General features: G+C 60.9%; 19 protein-coding genes and 3 pseudogenes. 1 reads left to right on the top strand and 21 read right to left on the bottom strand.

Going from position 1 to position 18,679, the window contains the following annotated elements; genetic code table 11:
* Positions 1-51: 51 nt before the first annotated feature.
* From PIB19_RS22455 to PIB19_RS22385, 15 genes and pseudogenes are all read right to left on the bottom strand, one after another.
* A pseudogene (locus tag PIB19_RS22455) lies at positions 52-207 on the bottom strand (Wzz/FepE/Etk N-terminal domain-containing protein); the annotation flags it as partial.
* 290 nt (positions 208-497) lie between these two features.
* Positions 498-947 (bottom strand): polysaccharide biosynthesis/export family protein, encoded by a 450-nt coding sequence (locus tag PIB19_RS22450; RefSeq protein WP_271239118.1) that lies wholly within the window; start codon positions 945-947, stop codon positions 498-500.
* A gap of 167 nt (positions 948-1,114) precedes the next feature.
* Positions 1,115-1,273, bottom strand: coding sequence for a hypothetical protein (locus PIB19_RS22445; protein WP_271239117.1), 159 nt, complete (start codon positions 1,271-1,273; stop codon positions 1,115-1,117).
* A 92-nt stretch (positions 1,274-1,365) separates the two neighbouring features.
* The gene (locus PIB19_RS22440) at positions 1,366-2,376 is read right to left on the bottom strand and encodes an O-antigen ligase family protein (protein ID WP_271239116.1); all 1,011 of its coding nucleotides are present in this window, start codon (positions 2,374-2,376) and stop codon (positions 1,366-1,368) included.
* Between the two features lie 164 nt (positions 2,377-2,540).
* A complete protein-coding gene (locus PIB19_RS22435; RefSeq protein ID WP_271239115.1) occupies positions 2,541-3,629 on the bottom strand; it encodes a glycosyltransferase family 2 protein in 1,089 nt (362 codons plus the stop codon).
* 149 nt (positions 3,630-3,778) lie between these two features.
* Positions 3,779-4,633, bottom strand: coding sequence for a hypothetical protein (locus tag PIB19_RS22430; RefSeq protein WP_271239114.1), 855 nt, complete (start codon positions 4,631-4,633; stop codon positions 3,779-3,781).
* A gap of 4 nt (positions 4,634-4,637) precedes the next feature.
* A complete protein-coding gene (locus PIB19_RS23910) occupies positions 4,638-5,312 on the bottom strand; it encodes a CatB-related O-acetyltransferase (protein WP_271239113.1) in 675 nt (224 codons plus the stop codon).
* On the bottom strand, positions 5,309-6,829 hold the full coding sequence (locus PIB19_RS22420; protein ID WP_271239112.1) for an oligosaccharide flippase family protein: 1,521 nt from the start codon (positions 6,827-6,829) through the stop codon (positions 5,309-5,311). The genes PIB19_RS23910 and PIB19_RS22420 overlap by 4 nt, the downstream gene beginning before the upstream one ends.
* A 159-nt stretch (positions 6,830-6,988) precedes the next feature.
* Positions 6,989-7,738: an NAD-dependent epimerase/dehydratase family protein gene (locus tag PIB19_RS22415; RefSeq protein WP_271239111.1), complete on the bottom strand. Its 750-nt coding sequence runs from the start codon at positions 7,736-7,738 to the stop codon at positions 6,989-6,991.
* Positions 7,735-8,120 (bottom strand): annotated as a pseudogene (locus PIB19_RS22410) (methyltransferase C-terminal domain-containing protein). The gene PIB19_RS22415 and the pseudogene PIB19_RS22410 overlap by 4 nt, the downstream one beginning before the upstream one ends.
* Positions 8,117-8,959 (bottom strand): class I SAM-dependent methyltransferase, encoded by an 843-nt coding sequence (locus tag PIB19_RS22405; RefSeq protein WP_271239110.1) that lies wholly within the window; start codon positions 8,957-8,959, stop codon positions 8,117-8,119. Before PIB19_RS22405 ends, PIB19_RS22410 begins: the two are co-directional and overlap by 4 nt.
* Positions 8,956-9,452 (bottom strand): annotated as a pseudogene (locus PIB19_RS22400) (dTDP-4-dehydrorhamnose 3,5-epimerase family protein). Before PIB19_RS22400 ends, PIB19_RS22405 begins: the two are co-directional and overlap by 4 nt.
* 61 nt (positions 9,453-9,513) lie before the next feature.
* Positions 9,514-9,933 (bottom strand): hypothetical protein, encoded by a 420-nt coding sequence (locus tag PIB19_RS22395; RefSeq protein WP_271239109.1) that lies wholly within the window; start codon positions 9,931-9,933, stop codon positions 9,514-9,516.
* Positions 9,930-10,577, bottom strand: a complete 648-nt coding sequence (gene rfbG / locus PIB19_RS22390; RefSeq protein ID WP_271239108.1) for a CDP-glucose 4,6-dehydratase — start codon at positions 10,575-10,577, stop codon at positions 9,930-9,932. The genes PIB19_RS22395 and rfbG overlap by 4 nt, the downstream gene beginning before the upstream one ends.
* 366 nt (positions 10,578-10,943) lie before the next feature.
* Positions 10,944-11,273, bottom strand: a complete 330-nt coding sequence (locus PIB19_RS22385; protein WP_271239107.1) for a hypothetical protein — start codon at positions 11,271-11,273, stop codon at positions 10,944-10,946.
* 363 nt (positions 11,274-11,636) lie between these two features.
* On the opposite strand from PIB19_RS22385, the gene PIB19_RS22380 reads away from it, so the two are divergent.
* Entirely contained in the window at positions 11,637-12,830 is a 1,194-nt protein-coding gene (locus PIB19_RS22380; RefSeq protein ID WP_271239106.1) for a hypothetical protein, read from the top strand.
* Here the strand turns inward: PIB19_RS22380 and PIB19_RS22375 are convergent.
* The 6 genes from PIB19_RS22375 to PIB19_RS22350 are packed head-to-tail and all read right to left on the bottom strand — an operon-like array spanning position 12,817 to position 18,405.
* On the bottom strand, positions 12,817-13,959 hold the full coding sequence (locus PIB19_RS22375) for an acyltransferase family protein (protein WP_271239105.1): 1,143 nt from the start codon (positions 13,957-13,959) through the stop codon (positions 12,817-12,819). The genes PIB19_RS22380 and PIB19_RS22375 overlap by 14 nt on opposite strands.
* Positions 13,960-14,000: 41 nt before the next feature.
* Positions 14,001-15,113, bottom strand: coding sequence for a glycosyltransferase family 4 protein (locus tag PIB19_RS22370; protein ID WP_271239104.1), 1,113 nt, complete (start codon positions 15,111-15,113; stop codon positions 14,001-14,003).
* A 6-nt stretch (positions 15,114-15,119) separates the two neighbouring features.
* On the bottom strand, positions 15,120-16,061 hold the full coding sequence (gene fcl / locus PIB19_RS22365; protein ID WP_271241061.1) for a GDP-L-fucose synthase: 942 nt from the start codon (positions 16,059-16,061) through the stop codon (positions 15,120-15,122).
* 36 nt (positions 16,062-16,097) lie between these two features.
* A complete protein-coding gene (locus PIB19_RS22360; protein ID WP_271239103.1) occupies positions 16,098-17,075 on the bottom strand; it encodes an NAD-dependent epimerase/dehydratase family protein in 978 nt (325 codons plus the stop codon).
* Positions 17,072-17,908 carry a nucleotide sugar dehydrogenase gene (locus PIB19_RS22355; RefSeq protein WP_271239102.1) on the bottom strand — a complete coding sequence of 279 codons (837 nt, stop codon included), beginning with the start codon at positions 17,906-17,908 and terminating at the stop codon, positions 17,072-17,074. The genes PIB19_RS22360 and PIB19_RS22355 overlap by 4 nt, the downstream gene beginning before the upstream one ends.
* The gene (locus PIB19_RS22350) at positions 17,836-18,405 is read right to left on the bottom strand and encodes a hypothetical protein (RefSeq protein WP_271239101.1); all 570 of its coding nucleotides are present in this window, start codon (positions 18,403-18,405) and stop codon (positions 17,836-17,838) included. Before PIB19_RS22350 ends, PIB19_RS22355 begins: the two co-directional genes overlap by 73 nt.
* Between the last annotated feature and the right edge of the window lie 274 nt (positions 18,406-18,679).

Below are 18,679 nucleotides of genomic sequence, written 5' to 3'. Positions count from 1 at the left end.
CGCGACCCGCTCGGAAAGAGATCGCGACGTCAGAAGTCCGTATTGCGTCTGATAGAATTCCTGGTCGGCGATGCTAGCTTCGCGCTGAACGCCCTGAAAGTCAGTGACCTTGTCGGATTCTCGCGAAATTTCGACCGTCGTTTCCGCGGTATATTTGGGCGTCATAAGGAAGGTGACGACCAGCCCAAGCAAGAAGCAGGCGACCATCGCACCCAATATCACATAGCGCCAGCGCATCGCGATGCGCAGGTACTGAGTGACGACCGGAATGCGGTCCTCATCAGGCATACGGGTTTCCGGAGGCAACGACCCACCGCTCAAAACGCCGCCGTTTCGCAAGTTCGATGTAACGAGATTCATGAAGATGCGTGCCTTACTGTAGGATCGCGATAAGTGGCGCCGCCAATAGCGGCGAAAGCGCGACGAGATCGCGGAACATTCTACGTCGCGGCGAATCGCCAACTATGATCACGTCGTTAGCGTAGACGGGAGGATCATCATACGTACCGCGACGAGATCGCGGTCATATTGTACACGCCCGCCATTTTCCTGCCGCCGACCGTCCGAAGGATTATGATGTTGTCTTCTCGCGCGAACTCCGACAATCCCTTTGCGGAGGCGACCACACGCATCAGCGTCATCTGATTGGTCACCGGATAGAGCCCCGGCTCCACGACCTGTCCATCGACCGTGACCACCTGGCTCACCGAACTCTTGATGTTGACGATGACGTCCGGATTACGAACATAGTGCGCGCGCAACGCGTCCTCTATCGAGCTCGCCAGTTCGGCCGAGGTCTTGCCTCTCGCATCGATCGTTCCTGCCAGGGGCATTGAAATACGGCCACTGGCATCAACCTGCATCTCCCTGCTGAGTTCGGGGACGTTGAACACATCGACCTGAATCGTGTCGAGAGGACCGATCAGCGCGGGCCTGTCCGCTGCCACCAGATCGGTACGGTCGGGAGCGGGGAGCGTCGCCGCGTCCCTGACGACCTTCAGATTGGCGCTTGATTGAATCGGGGGTCTCAGCGCAGCCGGCTAGGGCTATTGCCAAACAAACAGTGGCACAAATTTTGCGCATGCGATCCTTAAGTCCCAACCTGAGCGGAATTTTAGGCAGCTATAGGTGCTGCATCTATGTCGGTAAAGCGTGCGCGCCCGGAGAAAGCCGCCCAGCTTAGCCAGAGTGCCGACAGCACGATCGTTGCCATGATCATCGGCGTGCGGGCGGGGTAATCCACCGCGCTGGCCAGGAGGATCAACAGCAGCATCGCCGAGCCGAGCCTGCCGAGTAGCACCTCAGGGCTCCTCTGGCGACGCCACACGCGCACGCTTGCCAGCACCCACCATCCGACGGCGGCAATCAAAAGTAGCGAGGCCGCCAGGCCGCCGTCGAGGGGATTTCGAGGAAATCATTATGCGCGTGGTTGAAATAGGTGGGCTTCAACAGCGCGTACGGCTCGTGCATCCGAAACGATGAATCGAAGCTGCCGAAGCCCGTACCGACGGGGAAGTAATGTTCGATCATCTCCACGATCACGGGCTGCCCCAGCGTGCGCATGTCGCTGTCGATGGCTTTCGTGAACACACGATCGATTGCGACGGCGCGGCCCAGCGTCACACTCAGCACCCCTGCCGTCAGGCCCACGGCCAGAACCGCGACAACCACTGCGGGGAGCACCCAGCGCGGAAAGCGGATCAAGGCCCGGCGAATCGCATGATTGGAAACCGCCAGCCCCAATCCGAGCCCGAGCGGACCGAGCAACAGGCCGGTACGCGACCCACTTGCCAGGATCATCAGCAGGAAGAGCATCGCCAGGGCCAGCGCGAGCGGACCGCGCCACTTTGCACGGTGCGTGTCCGAAAAAGCCCAGACCGGCGCGACGGCGCATCCCAGCGCAAGAAACAGCGCGAAGTGGTTCCGGTTAGCGAAGCTTCCCGCGACTTGACCTGCGATATCGTTGATGAACGGATTATCGATAGCCGTTCCCGAGACTTGCAGCAGTCCGATGAGCATCGACGCCGCTACAAGAGCGAGCATGACCGCGGGCAGCCGGTTCCGCTCTTCCGGGCTCAAGCCCAGCGCCAGCAGCAGCACCGCCATCGGCACCAGCAATGAAGCAGCCGCGTTCATCGTCGCCGAGGGCACCAGAGTCACGGGACGCCACACAGCCGTGCCACCGGTAGCCTGCGCGAAGGCATCACGGCCAGGCAGCGCCTGCCACAGGCCAGGCGGTACCGGGATCAGCTGGATTGCGACCACTATTACCGTGGCAACCATCAGGTATAAAACCGGTTCAGCTGATCGGATCCTGAACCGACTCGTCAGAAGGAGGGCCAGCGCCGCCAGGCTCGTCGCCGCGCCGCGCACCACTGCCTGGCCGATCTCATCCGCGCGTGAGGCCCCCCGCGATCAGCAGGATCACGAGCAGGGCAAGCAATAGTATGAAGGTGGCGCTTGGCGGCGAAAAGCGGCGCGCATCGCGGCGGTCGGGCATGGTGATTGAGCCTATGTGATTCGCGCGTGGAATAGAGCCATCATTGCGTCTTGTTCCCTATGGAGCGGCCGGCTTCGCGGTCGAGCAAGCGCACGAAATCGCCAATTGTCTCGGGCGCCGGTCCTGGCGTGCGCAGTGCCGCCAGGGCGTCCAGCACATGGCGCCGGATCCCGGCAATCTGATGCACCGCCGCATAGCGCAGGAAGCGAGTAACCGTCATTGGATGCGCCTGTTTGATCGCCTTGGCATTGAGCAGCACCTGTGTCGCCGAAGCGAACCGGTGCCGGCACACATAGGCCCACATGGCGCTGTAATCGAATGGAATGTCACCATAGAGCTCGGGGAACATATCCTTGGCTCGTAGGATCGCATCCGGGATCATGTTGGCCGATGCCGCCACTCCGGGGAACAAGCTGGAGTGGAACTTGTAGTCGCCATATTCGCGGATGAACTTGTCGATGTTCGCGCGCGCCTTGCGCTTCGTGAAATCGCGACCGTTGGATGCGGGCGAGCGCCCATGGAGCGTCACTGTGCGCTCCAGTTTCACTGCCCGATCAGCATAGACCGGAAGCGCCATCGCCGTGAACACATCGGGCTGGGTGGAATGGAACACCCGCCCCGTTCGCGCGGCGATGGCAGTCAGGATGCTGCGCGGCACCGCGCAATGATAAGGCGAGGGAAGACGATAATACCGCCATCCGCCAAGCTGCATCACGTTTCGCGCCATGGCCTTGAGGTCCAGGGTCGTTTCTTCGCCCTGCGGGGCAAGATGCGCGATCCGCGCGGCCTGCCCCTCGCCCGGCCAGTCATAGGTATGGAGGGGCCACATATAGATCATGGGCTCTCGCGTCTGACGAAGGCGCGAGAGCAGGAAATCCAGTCCGCCCGGCATCACGGCGTCGTCGTCCCCGATGATGATCACATATTCGCCCCGCGCATGGTTCAGCGCGAACTCGTAATTATCGCACATCGAAAGGCGACGGCCCGTATGGACGTAGACGATCCGATCGTCGGCAAACCCTTCCACCACCGCTCGGGTGCCGTCCTCACTGGCGTTGTCGCTCACGACAATTTCATAGTCGCGGCTGTGCTGGTCGAGCGCGGTCGCAAGTGCGTAACGAAGCGTCATTGCGCGCTCGCGCGTCGGGACTATGAGGCTGAGGACAGGATGTATCAAAAGACGCTTCCGAATGGATGTTGGTCGGTGAGAAGGGCAAGAAATCCCGTGGCCGGCAAATTGCGAGAAGTGCCGCGACTTCGGAGCGGCTGAGCGCCCCCTCAGTTGGGAGGATGGTTCCACGCCAATGCGTTGAGCGCCGCCCGCCCGGGAAAATCCGCTACGGCATATTTTTCTGTCTGATTGTCCGCAACTAGCAAGTTCTCCTGCTCACCTTGCCAGAAGGTGTTGCTCATCGGCCACTCGGGTTGCTTGTAAGCCCGGCCGTCGCGTCCGACAACCACGACGTCCAGACCCATTGCTGTCACCTGGCGGGTAATGCTGCGCCATCCGTTCTCAAATTGAGAGGCGTCACGCCGGGAAATCATCCTTCCCCGTCGCACACGCCGCCAGACGTCCTCGCGGACCATGAATGCATTCGTCCGCAGGTGCGGGTTCGGAAAGGGCGGGTAACGCAGGCGATGGCGAAGGCTATTGAGCCAGGAGCGCCGGATCGCCACGCGCCACCGGGGACCAGCCATCTCGCCTTGCAAGGCAGTGAGATGATCGCTGTACAGACTTTCGAGCGAAGCAGTCGCGCCTGCAAGACCGATCTCGTCGCGAATGGCATGGGCATGCAGCGCGGCAAGCCAGCCATCGGCGACGATCACGCTCTTCGAATTGAGGAAACAATAAACGGGACGCGAGTGTGCGCGCGCGACGTGAAAATAGGTCCCGATGTCATAGCCTCTATCGGGGACCCATATAGGCGTGAAATCCACGCCACTGAGCAGATCAAGGAAAGGCTCCGCCTGGGCCGGAGTCTCGAAGCCCTTGAGAGCAATGATCAGATCGTGGTCGAGTCCCGCCGAATGACGACGATAAGAAGCGAAGAATGCCTCGAATGCTTCAACGCCATAGGGGCGAAAGGCAATCTGCACGACGCCGACTCTGCCGGAAGCCGGCGCGCGATCCACGCCGCTACCGTGTTGCATCTTTGGGCACTCCCAACAGTTCAGGTTGCTCACCCTCCACGAGCTTCCGAAGCGCCTGAATATTCTCGAAGGCGTGGGCGTGGGCTCGTATCCAGGGCAGGCCGCGGTCCCACCATCGGAGAGCCATGAGCCACTCGATCTCCTCCTCGGAGAAACGGTATCGGATCAGCCGGGCTGGCACCCCTCCGTAAATTGCGTACGGCTCGACATCGCGCACCACGACTGCGCCGGCGGCGACGATGGCGCCGTCGCCGATCGTAACGCCGTCGCGTACAATAGCCCCCAGGCCGATCCAGACGTCGTTTCCGATGCGAGTCGGCGCAAATTCTTTCAGGCCGTCCTTATCGACGAAGTCCCAGCCGGCCACTGGTCGCGACAGGTAAAAGACCGGGTGCGTCGACACGGAAATGCGTGCTGGATGACTTCCCGTACCGACATGAATCTCGGATGCGAGCGAACAGAAGCGGCCGATTTCCGCGTCGATGAGGGACCCGGACGGCCCGACATATGAAAAATCGCCGATCGAAGATCGGATGACCTGCGTCCCGTCACCAACGCTTACGTTGCTGCCGAAGCGCGATCGGGAAATCTGCGTGCGTCGTCCGAGGCGAAGTCCCGGATATTTCCGGGTCAACAGCGCCCGCTTGAGGAATTGCTTCACTGCGCCACTCCCCGGTCTGCGCGATGGGTCAGTCCCGCCAGCGCCAGAATCCAGCGGCGGCTCTCGGGAAGTAGCGCCGCAGAGAGCGCAGCCGCAAACGCTCCGGCCAAGGCTATCGCGGCCAGGGTGATGAGCAGGGACATATCACGCGGAATGATCGCCCAAGCCAATCCCAGGACCACGACAGATATTATGGCGGGGATGCCGACATCGATCAGATACCAGTGCCACATCTCGTGTTTCAACAGGCGCCGGTGCATTATCGGGATCTCGAAAAGGACATAACCAATAGTGAGCACAATCCATGCCATGCCAGCCCCGACCGCTCCATAATACTGCACGAAGATCAAAAGCATCGGCGCGAATATGACCACCGCTACGATGTTCTTGACCAGCGACAGGCTCGTCCAACCGTATGCGAGCTGCAGCGCCAGTGGCAGGACCATGACTGAAAGCAGGACGTTGCCGATCACGAGATAACTGAGAAGCAGATGAGTCTTCTCGACGATCACGGGGTCACCTACATATGCGGCGAGCAGTTCCGGCGAAAAAAACGCCAGCGTCAACCCTGCGGGCATGACAATGAGCGAAAGAAGCTGGGCGCTCCGGTGATAGAGCGCTCGCAGTTCGTCAAGCTGGCGTGCTTCAACCAGGCGGGAAAAGATCGGAAACATGGCGCCGTTTATAGAGATGGCGGCGATATTCAGCGTCCCCGCGATCGCGCCGGCCAAGGCGTAATAGCCGAACTGGGTGAGCGGCAGCAGCGAACTCAGAAGGAATTTATCAAGCTGCGTCAGGACGATCGACAATATGGTGATGCCGGTCACGCCCGCCGAAAACGCGAGCACTCCGCGCAACATGCGAACAGAGAAGACCGCTCCAGGTTCGTCCGCCGCCAAGCTGCGCCATGTCAGGCGGATCAGGAAGAATATCTGGAGCGCCGCGGCGAAAACTTGCCAGAGGAAAAATGCGTTAACGGTCGGCGAAACGCCGTAGATGATCAGGGCCGCACCACCCGCCTGAACCGTCGCGTAGATCGAGGTGACGATGTTCAAGTTGACCTGGCGATTGAGGCCCATCAGCGCGCCGGTATAGAGCGCCACTGGCCAGCGGAGTATCGCTACCACGCCCATCAGCCGAACCGCCGTGATCGTTGCCTCGGTCGAAATGCCATGTGGATGAAGCCACTCGCGTCCGATCGTCGGCGCAAGAAGGATTATGGCGAGTCCCATCGCCAAGCCAACGCCCCAGTATACGGTTTCCAGCGTGCGCATCAGGGTGCGCGCCTGTCCTACCGTATCCGGTCCGGCACCGGATCGCGCCATCTCGCGATTGATGGCGGTGCTCAGTCCCATGTCGAGAAAAAGGAAGATCGCCAGCAGCGACACGAAGAAGCCGATCAGGCCGTAGGCTTCGATTCCGAGGACATGAATATAAATCGGGACGAAGGCGAAGTTCATTACCGCAGACCAGATGCGGCCGCTGAGATTGGCGACAATGTTCTTGGTGGCGTTCATCGCCGCACCGCAGGCATAACGTGGCCACTTGACGCTCCGCCGTCTCGCGCTTCCGTGCCCACCACTGGCATCATACCAAACAAGATTGCAGCTTTTCGTCGCTTCCCCAGAACGCCAGCGGCTCGTAGCTCGGGTACGGATAGCGCCCCAGTTCGGGTTCTATCGACCAGCCTTGCTCCTTGATCCACCGCTCGACCAACGTTCGCATCGAGATCGGCCGACCCGAACAGACGTTGACCACCCCTGCATTCGCGCGCCGAAGCGCCAGCGCGACAAGCAGGCGCGCCACTTCCTCGACCGGGAGATAGTCGCGCAACTGCTCGCCCCCGACATCGGGAATACGGCATCGTTGCGCGCAGCCGCTGCGGCGAGCAGCGGATAGATCGACGTCGGCGCCTGCCCTGGACCCCACATGTAGAAGAGCCGCGCCCACGTCAGCGCGAACGGAATCTTCGCCTGCAGGAACTCAAGCTGGCGAAGCAGCGCCACCTTGGCGAAGGAGTAGGGATTGGCCGGCGCGGGCGTCATGTCTTCGGTCAATGCCCCGTTGGCCATTCCATATTCAAAACAAGTGCCCGTCACCAGAGCCGCACCGAGACCCCCGGCTACCATCGTGCTAAGGAAGCGATACTGTGCCGGCAACTCGTCTTCGAAATGATGTAGCGACATGTAATTCGGCAGGCCGCCCCAGGCGAGATGGATCAGCACGTCGGGTCGGCCGAGCCGATCGAAGACGTCGTCTGTCGTATCCCCCAAGTCGAACCGCATTTCACGGGCGTTGGGAGTCAACCTGATGTCTTTGGTCGCGGGCCGTACCACCGCTACGACCTCGCAACCGTCGACTTGCTCCAGAGCTCGCAAGACATGGCCGCCAACGAAGCCGCCGGCCCCGGTGACGGCGACCTTCATTGAATGCGCAAACCCGGAATGGCCGTGACGAACTGCCCGCCCCAGCCGCGGATATAGTCGAGTTGCTCCATCACTTCGTCGCGCAGGTTCCAGGGCAGGATCAGCACGTAGTCGGGCTGTTCCTCCCGGATCCGCTCCTCGCCGACGACCGGAACGCGGCTGCCGGGAAGGAATTTGTTCTGCTTGGCGGGGTTGCGGTCGACCACCCAGGGAAGCAAGCGGTGCCGGACCCCGCGAAGTTGAGAAGCGTATTCCCCTTGGCGGCCGCGCCATAGGCGGCGACCTTCTTGCCTTCCTTCATAGCCGCAACCAGGAAGGCGAGCAGGTCGTCGGCGATGGTTTCAGCCTGCCCCTGCAACGCCGTGTAATATTCTTCAGTCATGACACCCGCCGCGCGCTCCGCTCAAGCATCGCGCCGACCCGTTCCTGCACCGGATGCTCAGCGCTGTCGCTGCGCTTTGCGAAAACGCGCAAGCTCCCACCATGGGTCGGCAGTTCCTCGACGTCGAAGACGGTCAAGCCGTTCGCGGTGAAGATCCGCTCGACCGCCGTGAGCGAAAGATAGGAATAATGCTCGTGGTAGATCGTGTCGAACTGGCTGTCGGCGACCAGACGCATCAGATGCGGAAACTCGAATGTAGCAACGCCGGCGGGTTTCAGCAGGATAGAGAAGCCGCGGACGAAATCGTTGATATCGGGCACGTGGGCGAGCACGTTGTTCGCAGCGGTGAGGCTGGCCGCCTTGCCCTCGCCGACCAGGCGCGTCGCAAGCTCGACCCCAAAGAATTCCTGAAGAACATCGATGCCGCGCTCGCGCGCGGCTTCGGCGGTGCTGGCGGTCGGTTCGATCCCCAGCGCTGGGATACCGCGCTCCTGAACATATTGCAGGAGATAGCCATCATTCGAGGCAACCTCGACGACAAGGCTGTCCTCGGCGAGACCGAACCGCGCCACCATCTGGGCCACATAGGTCTCGGCATGCCGCAGCCAAGACGGCGAGAACGAACTGAAGTATGCGTAGTCTTCCGAGAAGAATTCATCACGCTTGGCGAAGTCTTCCGTCTGCACCAGCCAGCAGTTCGTGCAGGCGAGCACGCGCAGGGGATACCAGGTCTCCGGCGCCGAAAGCCCCGCGACGGTCAGATAGGAATTGGACGGTGGAGAAGCCCCCAGATCAGCGAAGGAAAGGGACAATTCCGAAGCACAATGGCGGCATTTCATAGTTGAATCCCGGCGAAAACATCATCGACAAAAGGGTGGTGGCGATCGCGTTCCGACATATCGCCGACGGGCAAAGGCCATTGGATGGCAAGTCTCGGATCGAGCGCGTTAAGCGCGCCTTCTGCCTCACCTGCATAGGCAGCGGTATGCAGATAGAGCAATTCGCAATTTTCGGTTAGTGTCTGGAATCCGTGCGCGAGGCCACGGGGATAAACAGACTGACGCCGTTTTCTCGCGACAGCCGTTCGCCATACCAATGCAAGAAGGTTGGCGACCCTCTGCGTAGATCGACCGCCACGTCCCAGACTTCGCCGCCAAGGCAACTGACGAACTTGTCCTCCGCGTGTGGCGGATATTGAAAATGCATGCCACGAATGGCTCCTTGGGCGCGGGTAAGCGTCTGGTTGATCTGGACGATCGGGCGATCGAAACCCGCGTCCGCGAGTTCGGCGCCACAATAGAGCCTACTCAGGAAACCGCGCTCGTCCTCCATGCGCCGCCGCGCGATGCGCTTGAGGCCCGCTATCGGCGTGTCAGTGATCGAGAAGCGCCCGTCAGCCATGCGACAAGGCCGCCTCATATTCCGCGATCTGCGCTATGCAGACAGTCTGCACATTCTCGCCCGCGCGCCAGGCACGATGCCATTCGACCGATTTCTCGAGCGCACGCTCGAGCGGCCAGCGCGGCTGCCAACCGAGCTGGGTGCGCGCCAACGAACTGTCAAGCTTCAGGTAATTGGCCTCGTGCACGCCCGGTGCACCGGTCACGTGCCAATCAAGCTCGGGGCAGAGCCCCTGTATCCGCTCGAGGATCCAACCCACGGACCGGGCATCGGTATCGTCGGGGCCGAAGTTCCAGCCTTGCGCGAAACGCGCGCCGTCTTCCGCAAGCGCTTCGGCGAGCCGGAGATAGCCGGAAAGCGGCTCGAGCACATGCTGCCACGGCCGCGTAGCGCCGGGAGAACGAACCGTCATCGTTTCCCCTTGTCAATCGCCCGCAGGGCATCTGGCACCAATCGGTCGAGCGCCCAATCGCCGCCGCCGATGACGTTTCCAGCGCGAGCGCTGCCGATCCAGGGATTCCCTGCGCCGTGGTAGGACGCTCGATAGGCCGCCGTCACTAACTCCGAACAGCCCTTGCTATTCGAATATGGGTCGTGGCCGCCCATCGGCTCGTTCTCGCGATAGCCCCAAGGCCATTCGCGGTTTTCGTAGCATTTGTCCGTGGTGACGTTGACCAGCGCCGCAACGCCCCCGTTCTGCCGCGCAGCCTCGAGCACATGCACCGTGCCCATCACATTGACCGCATAGGTCTCGACGGGCGCGTCGTAGGAATAGCGCACCAAAGGCTGCGCGGCCATGTGCAGCACGACCTCTGGGCGCGCTGCCGCCATTGCAGCACGCACCAGTTCGAAATCGCGCACATCGCCAATAGCGTGAGATGCCAGCCGATCAACGACACGGGCCTCGTCAAATAACGCAGGGCTAGTTGGCGGGGTGAGCGCGAAACCGTGAACCTGCGCACCGGCATCGGCCAGCCACAGCGCCAACCAACTACCTTTGAAGCCGGTGTGCCCAGTCAGGAACACCCGCCTGCCAGCCCAGAATTTGCGATTCATTACCAGTTTTTCCAGGGAGCCTGTCCGGACTTCCAGAGATCCTCAAGCTGATTCTTATCGCGTAGGGTGTCCATCGGCTGCCAGAAACCGTCGTGCTTGTAAGCCCTGAGTTGATCATCCGAAGCGAGCGACATAAGCGGCTCGGCCTCCCACACGGTGCTGTCGCCGGCGACCCGATCAATACACGAAGGCGCGAGCACGAAGAATCCGCCATTAATCCAACCGCCGTCTCCGCGCGGCTTCTCTAAAACCCCTCGACCGTATCGCCGTCCATTTTGAGTGAGCCATAGCGACCCGGCGGCTGTACGGCGGTCACGGTGGCGTCGCGCCCATGCGCCCGGTGAAACGCCACCAAGGCGCCGATATTCACATCTGCCACGCCATCACCATAGGTGAGGCAGAAGGCTGGATCATCGCGAACATAATCGGCAACATAACGCAGGCGCCCCCCGTCATGGTTTCCTCGCCAGTATCAACCAGCGTCACCCGCCACGGCTCAGCCTTGCGATGATGCACGTGCATCTCGTTATGCTCCATGTCGAACGTTACGTCCGACATGTGCAAAAAGTAATTCGCGAAATACTCTTTAATGACATATCCCTTGTAGCCGCAGCAAATCACGAAGTCGCGAATGCCGTGCGAGGAATAAATCTTCATGATGTGCCAAAGGATAGGTTTCCCGCCGATCTCAACCATTGGCTTCGGACGGACGCTAGTCTCTTCGCTGATGCGCGTGCCTAGCCCCCCGCGAGAATAACTGCTTTCACTTTTCCTCCCGCTACATCGAACAACGCCAAGGCCTGACGCCCTACGAGAGCCGCCCTGTGCCTCAGGGCGCTCGCATATGCAACGCGAAAAGGGCCGCATGGTCGGGCAAATCGCGCCGTTTGTCGAACGGGCGAGGTGGCCGCCCATCCCTCCTTGCGATCTACGGCCAAACCTCTAGAGCGTTGCTAGCTAAGCTCAAGAATCATTATGCCAATCACAAATTCGTCCACCGCTGAATCGCTCTCGTTGAGCTCTTCGGTAGCGCTCCACAAGCTTGTTGTCGCGCTCGGCATGGCAGCGTTCCTACCTGCCACCGTGTTCTATTTATTCCCGGTTTCGTCGCATGCCGTCGGGTTGTTGCTCGTTTGCCTGATCTTGATGGGCCTAGCCGCGATTGGCGGCATTCGCGTGCTTTCGCCTTCGCTGACGATCAACTGGCTCACGATGATCGGCGTGGCCGCCGCGGGGCTGCTCGCACACGGTGTTATTGCCCATGCCCTGGTGCCTTCGCCGATTACCCAGTTGATGCAGTCGCTGGTATTCCTGGCAGTGATGCTGATCGCCATCTACCTGCTCGCATCCATCATGCAGGAAGCGGCAAACGCATTGCCTCAGGCAATGGGCTGGGTGACGCTGGCCTTCGCCGTTTCCGGTATCCTGGGCGCTCTCCGCTTGCAGCCCCCGGGTGCGAGCATCGCGCTGAGTTTCGAGAAGAGCGTCTTCCCTTTCACCGAGCCCTCGCAGTTCGCGATCGCCTTTTCTACCTTCCTTCTGCACGCCTGCGTGACGAGCCGGGGATGGCGAACCCTCGCCTGGCTCGGCTTCGCCGGTGGTCTCGCGCTGATGCTGCAAAGCCTCTCCGTGATGGTCGCGGTCACATTGGCGGCGCTCATCACCCTGCCGATCTTTCGACTTGCGGTATTTGCCGCCGTTGGCGGCGCCATGCTGACCTTCGTGGACCTGCAATATTACCTGGATCGATTGGATTTCGGCGCTCAGGGCATCAATGGCGTCGAAAGCCTTTCGCGGCTGGTTTATCGGCAAGGCTTGGAACTGGCGAGCGACGCATTCCAGCGCTCTTCGGGATGGGGTATCGGGTTCAACCAGCTTGGCTCCGCCCCATTTTCCAGCCCGACGGCCGATCTGATCTACCGCATCCTTCGGAACGACTCCAATCTGCGCGACGGCGGGTTCACCGCGGCGAAGCTGGTCTCCGAACTTGGCGTGATCGGAATCCTGATTATGCTGCTGTATGTTTTCGCCGCAGGCTTCAGCGCCCTTGCATTACGTCGGTACGCTCTTGGCAGGCTTCACCTTGCGCCGGCCCAGGTCGTCGGCCGCGCCGCGATTGTCGGCGTATCCATCGAGTTAATGGTGCGCGGCCAGGGCTATTTCTCGGGTTCGTTGTTTATTGCCGCAGCAGCCGTGATGCTGCTTTACATGGACCGGTCACGCAAGAGGGAGGCGATGGTCACGACTGAGTAGTGCCGCTGCTGTCAGCCGCCTCGGAGCCGCACGCAAACCCGGGCACCACAGGGCGCCGGGCCGCTTTCCCGACGAGTATCGCGAGCATGCGCGGGAGCGTTCTTTGCAGTAGCGCGAATAGGGCCAACCCAAGAGCCGCGACAGCGACCGGTGCCAATATATAGACGGCCAGCGCGCCTGCCGGAGTTGCGGCGAACAAGCGTAGGCCAATCTTGCGCAGGACTTGCAGCGTCGGCTCATGCACTGCGAACAGAAAGAAGCTGGTCGGGGCGAGGCTCAGCATCGCGGTTCCTATCGGCCCGGTTCGTGCACTGAGCGAGAGTGCCGCCACTAGTCCCGCGAGCGTCGCCACCACATGGAGCAGCCACGAAACCGGGGCGTCACGCAACCCCGTTGAAAGTGCGAACGCCACCACCGCCAGGACCACGGCTGGCCAGCGCCAAGGATCGAGTGCGAACGGCGAAATGCGATATCGCGCCATGCCCGCGCCTATGAGGAAAAATAAAGTAGCCTCGCACGACGGCATTAATACGGGCCAATATTGGAATAGCCACGCCAGGAAGGAAAGTGGCACAAGGACCCAAAGCGCGGGACGAAGCCATTCGCCGATCAGCACCGAAAAAACGATAAGGATCATAAGATCCCGGATGAACCAGAATTGGTATGCAATCGGATATTGTCTGCAGCCAATGATTTCACATCCGAGCTCCGCCGGATTCATCGACAAAAGGCCGGCATGGCTTCCGCTGAACCACGAAGCCGTTGCCGGTAATGACTGCCCCGCCAAGAACAGCAACAGAACGAGTGTGTTCCAGATTAGATAAGGTATCAGCAGTGAATATATACGCGATCGGAGCTTGTCCCATCGCCCTCTGCTCGGTTGCGTACCGCGGTAGAAGAACAGATATCCCGCCATTAGATAAAATAGCGGAACTGCGCATCGCGCGATCCCCTGCGAGAAAAAATATATCACGCTTTCGTTGAAAGGCGAGGAAGACACCGAAAGCGCCTGCCCATTGGCGGTCGCCTGTATCGAGGCGTTGTGGATATAGATCACTAGTATGATAAGCGGAAATCGTAGCGTGTCGAACCGTCGGTAGAGCGTTTCCGATTCGAGCGAACTGTGCATTGCCGGCAATCCTGATCTTTCCCGTGCGTCGGCGGTATACGTTATTGGAGCTGCCGGTATAGCTCGGCGTGGCGCTTCGCAGAGCGGGCCCAACTGAAGGCCGCAGCGCGCCGACGTCCCCGATCACGCAGTGTCGCTGCATAATCATCGTTTTCGACGATTGCGCGCATCGCTTCGCTCCACGCGTCCGGACGGGCTGGATCGGCGTAAACGACGGCATCGCCGCCTACCTCCGGCAATGAAGTGAGCGGCGCGGCAATGACCGGACAATCGTGCACCATCGCTTCGAGAAGCGGCAGTCCGAAACCTTCGAAGGCGGATGGATAGAGCAGAGCAGAGGCGCCCGCATACAGGCCCGCCAATCGATCGTCAGTCCCGCTGACCTGCACCACCCGATCCGCCAGGCCGAGTTGCGCCAGACTGGACCGTTCTTCGACTGAGAATGCGTCGCCACCGAAGCACAAAAGCTGATGATCGTGCAGCCCGGAGTGCGCCAGCGCGGCGGCGGCAACGGCGAAATTCTTGTACAATCCGCGTCGGCCGACGAATAGAAAATAGGGCCGGTCTACCCCCGCAGGCTCAGGCGCGTGAGAAAGCGGTCGCACGCCATGGGGGATTACGCTGATCCGGCCGGCAAGCTCAGGCCAGCGCGCGATCGCCTCGTCGCGCGTGTGTTCGGACACGCAGACAACGGCATCGGCACGATGACATGCCCTTTTCTTCAAAAAGCTTCGGAGTGGAGCGCCTCTGTCGTGCCGCAGGTCGGACCGCTCATCCCACAGATCGTGCAAGGTCTCCACGCGACGGAAGCTGCGCCCCAGCATATCCCTGACCGGGTAATAGGTTCGATGAAGCACGGCTGGCTGCTGCTGCCGCATCCAGCGCGCGAATCCCGGCTCTTCCATGATGCTGGCAAGGACTCGGCCGCGTGGGTGCGAGTCCGTCGAGCTTATACGCGTCGCAGCCCAGGGTTCAGCCAGAGTCTCGCGCAACATCGCGTTGCCGTTCCGCCCGGCCCAGGCGGACCAGCCCTCACCGCATTCCGTCAGCGCCCGCATCAGCTCGATCATGCAGCGCGTCACGCCGCCTGCGATCTGCGCGGTAAAGATGTCGTGCGAAAACGCCACCAGCGAAGGATGGGGCTCCACCTTCACAAGATTTCAGACGCTGGCGGCCGCCGATGGTGCCTGAGCGGCAGCGCCATGCTCGAGATACCAACGATATGTCTCTTCAACGCCCTTGCGCAGCGGCATGGACGGAGCCCAGCCTGTCGCACGAAGCTTTTCGGCGGACATCAGCTTGCGCGGCGTGCCGTCGGGCTTGCTGATGTCCTTCACGATCTCTCCTTTGAAACCCACCACTTCGCACACGAGCTGGGTGAGATGAAGGATCGAAATGTCCTCACCCGAACCGACATTGACATGCTCGGCGTCCGAATAATGCTGCAGAAGATGGACGCAAGCGTCGGCGCAGTCATCCACAAACAGGAATTCGCGGCGGGGGCTGCCCGTGCCCCACACGGTAATTTTGTTCGCCTCGGTCAGCTTCGCCTCATGTGCCTTGCGGATCAGCGCGGGCAGCACATGGCTGCTCTGAAGGTCGAAATTATCTCCGGGACCGAACAGGTTCGTCGGCATTGCCGAAATGAAGTCGCGGCCATGCTGGCGGCGATAGGCCTGACACAGTTTGATGCCGGCGATCTTCGCGACTGCATACCACTCGTTCGTCGGCTCGAGCGGCCCGGTCAGCAAGGCACTCTCCATGATCGGCTGGTCCGCGTGTTTGGGGTAGATGCAGCTCGATCCCAGAAACAGCAGCTTCTCGACGTCGCATCGATGCGCCGCCTCGATTACGTTCGCCTCGATCATCAAGTTATCATAAAGAAAATCAGCGGGATAGGTGTCGTTGGCCAGAATGCCTCCCACCTTGGCCGCGGCGAGAACGATCGCGTCCGGCCGATGTGCCTCCATCCAGAGGCGCGTCGCGCGCTGGTCGCGCAAATCCGCCTCTGCCCGCGTCGCCGTTATGACTTCGCAACCTTCACGCGCAAGCCGGCGGACGACCGCGCTACCGACGAGCCCGCGGTGGCCGGCAACGAAGATCTTTTGCCCTGAAGCTGATACACCGGGATTCTGCCCCTACAGAAGTAAATTGGAGTCGGCGGGTTGAGGATTGGCGAGATACCATTCCACTGTCCGTCGTACCCCTTCCGAGAGGGAAACCGCCGGCGCGTAGCCAAGCGCGCTCAGCTTGGCGATGTCCGGACAGCGCCGCGGTGTTCCGCCCGCCGCTGCCGGTCCCGGCACCAGCGTGATATCTGCCCCCATGGCTTCGGCGATACGGCTCGCCAGATCGCGGATGGTGACTTCTTCCATCGAGCCGATGTGATAGATATTCATTGTGTCGCCGGCGTGCCACATGTTGAGAATACCGTTGACGACGTCCTCAACGAAGCAGAATGCCCGGGTTTCGCTGCCGTCGCCCTGCAGCTCGATGCTGTTCGTGCCGCTGGCGCGCGCCGCTTCCACCTTGGCGATCAATTGCGGAATAACATGTTTCCAGCCCATGTCAGGGCCATATATGTTGTGCGGCCGGAACACCTGCACCTTGCGCAGCGTGCTGCCGCAATAGTTGAATGCGATGAGTTCGGAAATCAGTTTGGACCCGCCATAGGAATAGCGCGGATTGAGCGAATCCGGGATCACCATATCGATGGTCTCCGGCGTCGGCACTATCGCCGGCGTCTGATAGACTTCCGCCGACGAGGCAACGACGAGATCGGGAACACCTGCGTCGATACAGGCTTCCGCCACCGCGAGGATGCCGCGCACACCGACGTCGAGGACGAGCCGGGGTCGCTTGTAAAAATTCTCGGTGCCATTGACCGCGGCGAGATGGAAGAGCGCTTCGACCCCGGGCAGCGCTACCGTCAGCGCCTCTTGATCGCGTACATCGAGATCCAGCACGGTCACCAGGTCGGACAAACCTTCCAGTCTTGCCGGACGACCACGCACAAAATTGTCGATCGCCAGGACTTCATGTCCTTGGGCGGCGAGTTTCCGCGTGAGATATGCGCCGATGAATCCACCCGCACCCGTAACCGCTACTTTTGTCATTGAAACTTTCCGACGAGATTGCCGATTGCAAAATATCGATCGCTGAGGACTTCCGGCGGCTGCTGGCCGAGGCTATTCCAATAGTCGTACACAATACCCCCGGTATGCATGCGCTCGTAGATCGCGCTTATGTCAAGGTCGGCGAAATAAGGATGATTATTCGCGATGAGCAGGAGGTCAGCGCCCTCACAAGCCGCATAAATATCCTCGTAATAGGTAATGCTGTGAGGAAGCACCTCTACTTGCTGGCGACTGACCACCCTGTCGAATGCTCTTAGTTCACCGCATTTGCCGCTTGCGACCAGCTGGTCGAGAATGTCGAGCGTCATCGAGCCGCGCAGATCGTCAGTTTCGGGGCGGCCCTTAAATGCGAGTCCCGCCACCACCACGGTGAAGGGGTCCTGACGTTGCGCCGACAGCTTTTCGAGCACCGCAGTCACGGTCTCTCCCGGTTGGCGCTCGTTCACGAGACGTGCGGATCTCGAGATTTCCAGATCGATGCCGCTGCCTGCAACTGAGGCCAGCAGGATGTGCGGATCCTTACTCAGACAGGGGCCGCCCACGGGTCCAGGCAGGGCCACATCGGTGCGTGGGTAGCCGAGCTTGCCGTAGCGGATCACGTCCTGCGCGTTGATGCCCATCGCATCGCAGGCACGCGCAACCTCGTTCGCGAAGGCGAAGCGCACGTCGCGCGACGTATTGTCTATCAGCTTGATCATCTCCGCCGTCTCAGGATCGCTGACGCGGACGATGGTGTGAGTCAGCCGGCTGAACAACGAAGCGGCGCGATCGGCGGCGCGGTCTGTAAGGCCGCCGATGATTTGGGGCAGCACCGCCAGTTCGCGAAGCGCGTCCCCTCCAGCGTCCGCTCGGGGCACATGGCGAGATTATAGACCTTGCCGCTCTCGTCGAGTACGCGGCGAACGATATTGCGCGTCGTGCCGATCTGCACCGTCGAACGGAGGATAACCGTCGCGCCGGCGGGCAGCTGCTCGGCAACTTCGCGGCTTGCTTCCTCAATCATGTCGAGGCGCGGACGAAAAGTGCCCGGATTCAGCGGCGTACCCACAGTAATGATGTAAAATTCGGCAGGCGGAATTCCTGCGGTCGAGGTGCTCGCGGTAAGCAAGCCCTTCTCGACCACGCTCTCGAGTGCGCTATCGAGTCCGACTTCCGAAAAATGCGCTTTACCGGAGTTGGTCAGTTCCACCACCTCGGGCCTGCGCTCGATGCCAAAAACGCGGATATTCCGGCGGGCGAGCGCCACGCCGAGAGTGAGGCCAACGTAGCCAAGGCCGATGATGACCACACTAACGGGATTTTCGGACAAGTGAAGCGAACCTCGAAGAAACAGGGAGTGAGTCGACGCCATCCGCTCGCGCGAAGCGCCCAATGGCGTCAGCGCGAAGGGAGCCCCGCCCCTCCGCGGCGACCCGGTATCATCGTTGACGGCCGCTAGGCAAGCTATACGCAGCCGGTCGCGCAGAATCGCGCTACCAACCCACCCTCCGGGGCTGACGGGGCAGCATCGGCTCGACAGAAATCGTCGCTCCGGCTAACACCTGTGTGCTTGCCGTGCATAACCCGTAGTGCACCTATGCTTC

The sequence above is a fragment of the Sphingomonas sp. 7/4-4 genome (genome assembly GCF_027941955.1).
In the GTDB taxonomy this organism is placed as follows: domain Bacteria; phylum Pseudomonadota; class Alphaproteobacteria; order Sphingomonadales; family Sphingomonadaceae; genus Sphingomonas.
Note: the sequence above shows the minus strand (reverse complement) of the source record. Positions and strands in the feature narration are given on the sequence as shown.

Coding starts and splice junctions, on each gene's coding strand:
- PIB19_RS22445 (WP_271239117.1), bottom strand. CDS start 1,273: ATGCTGCTGTTGATCCTCCTGGCCAGCGCGGTGGATTACCCCGCCCGC.
- PIB19_RS22435 (WP_271239115.1), bottom strand. CDS start 3,629: ATGACGCTTCGTTACGCACTTGCGACCGCGCTCGACCAGCACAGCCGC.
- PIB19_RS22420 (WP_271239112.1), bottom strand. CDS start 6,829: ATGAACGCCACCAAGAACATTGTCGCCAATCTCAGCGGCCGCATCTGG.
- PIB19_RS22415 (WP_271239111.1), bottom strand. CDS start 7,738: ATGAAGGTCGCCGTCACCGGGGCCGGCGGCTTCGTTGGCGGCCATGTC.
- PIB19_RS22405 (WP_271239110.1), bottom strand. CDS start 8,959: ATGAAATGCCGCCATTGTGCTTCGGAATTGTCCCTTTCCTTCGCTGAT.
- PIB19_RS22395 (WP_271239109.1), bottom strand. CDS start 9,933: ATGACGGTTCGTTCTCCCGGCGCTACGCGGCCGTGGCAGCATGTGCTC.
- rfbG (WP_271239108.1), bottom strand. CDS start 10,577: ATGAATCGCAAATTCTGGGCTGGCAGGCGGGTGTTCCTGACTGGGCAC.
- PIB19_RS22385 (WP_271239107.1), bottom strand. CDS start 11,273: ATGGTTGAGATCGGCGGGAAACCTATCCTTTGGCACATCATGAAGATT.
- PIB19_RS22380 (WP_271239106.1), top strand. CDS start 11,637: ATGGCAGCGTTCCTACCTGCCACCGTGTTCTATTTATTCCCGGTTTCG.
- PIB19_RS22375 (WP_271239105.1), bottom strand. CDS start 13,959: ATGCACAGTTCGCTCGAATCGGAAACGCTCTACCGACGGTTCGACACG.
- PIB19_RS22360 (WP_271239103.1), bottom strand. CDS start 17,075: ATGACAAAAGTAGCGGTTACGGGTGCGGGTGGATTCATCGGCGCATAT.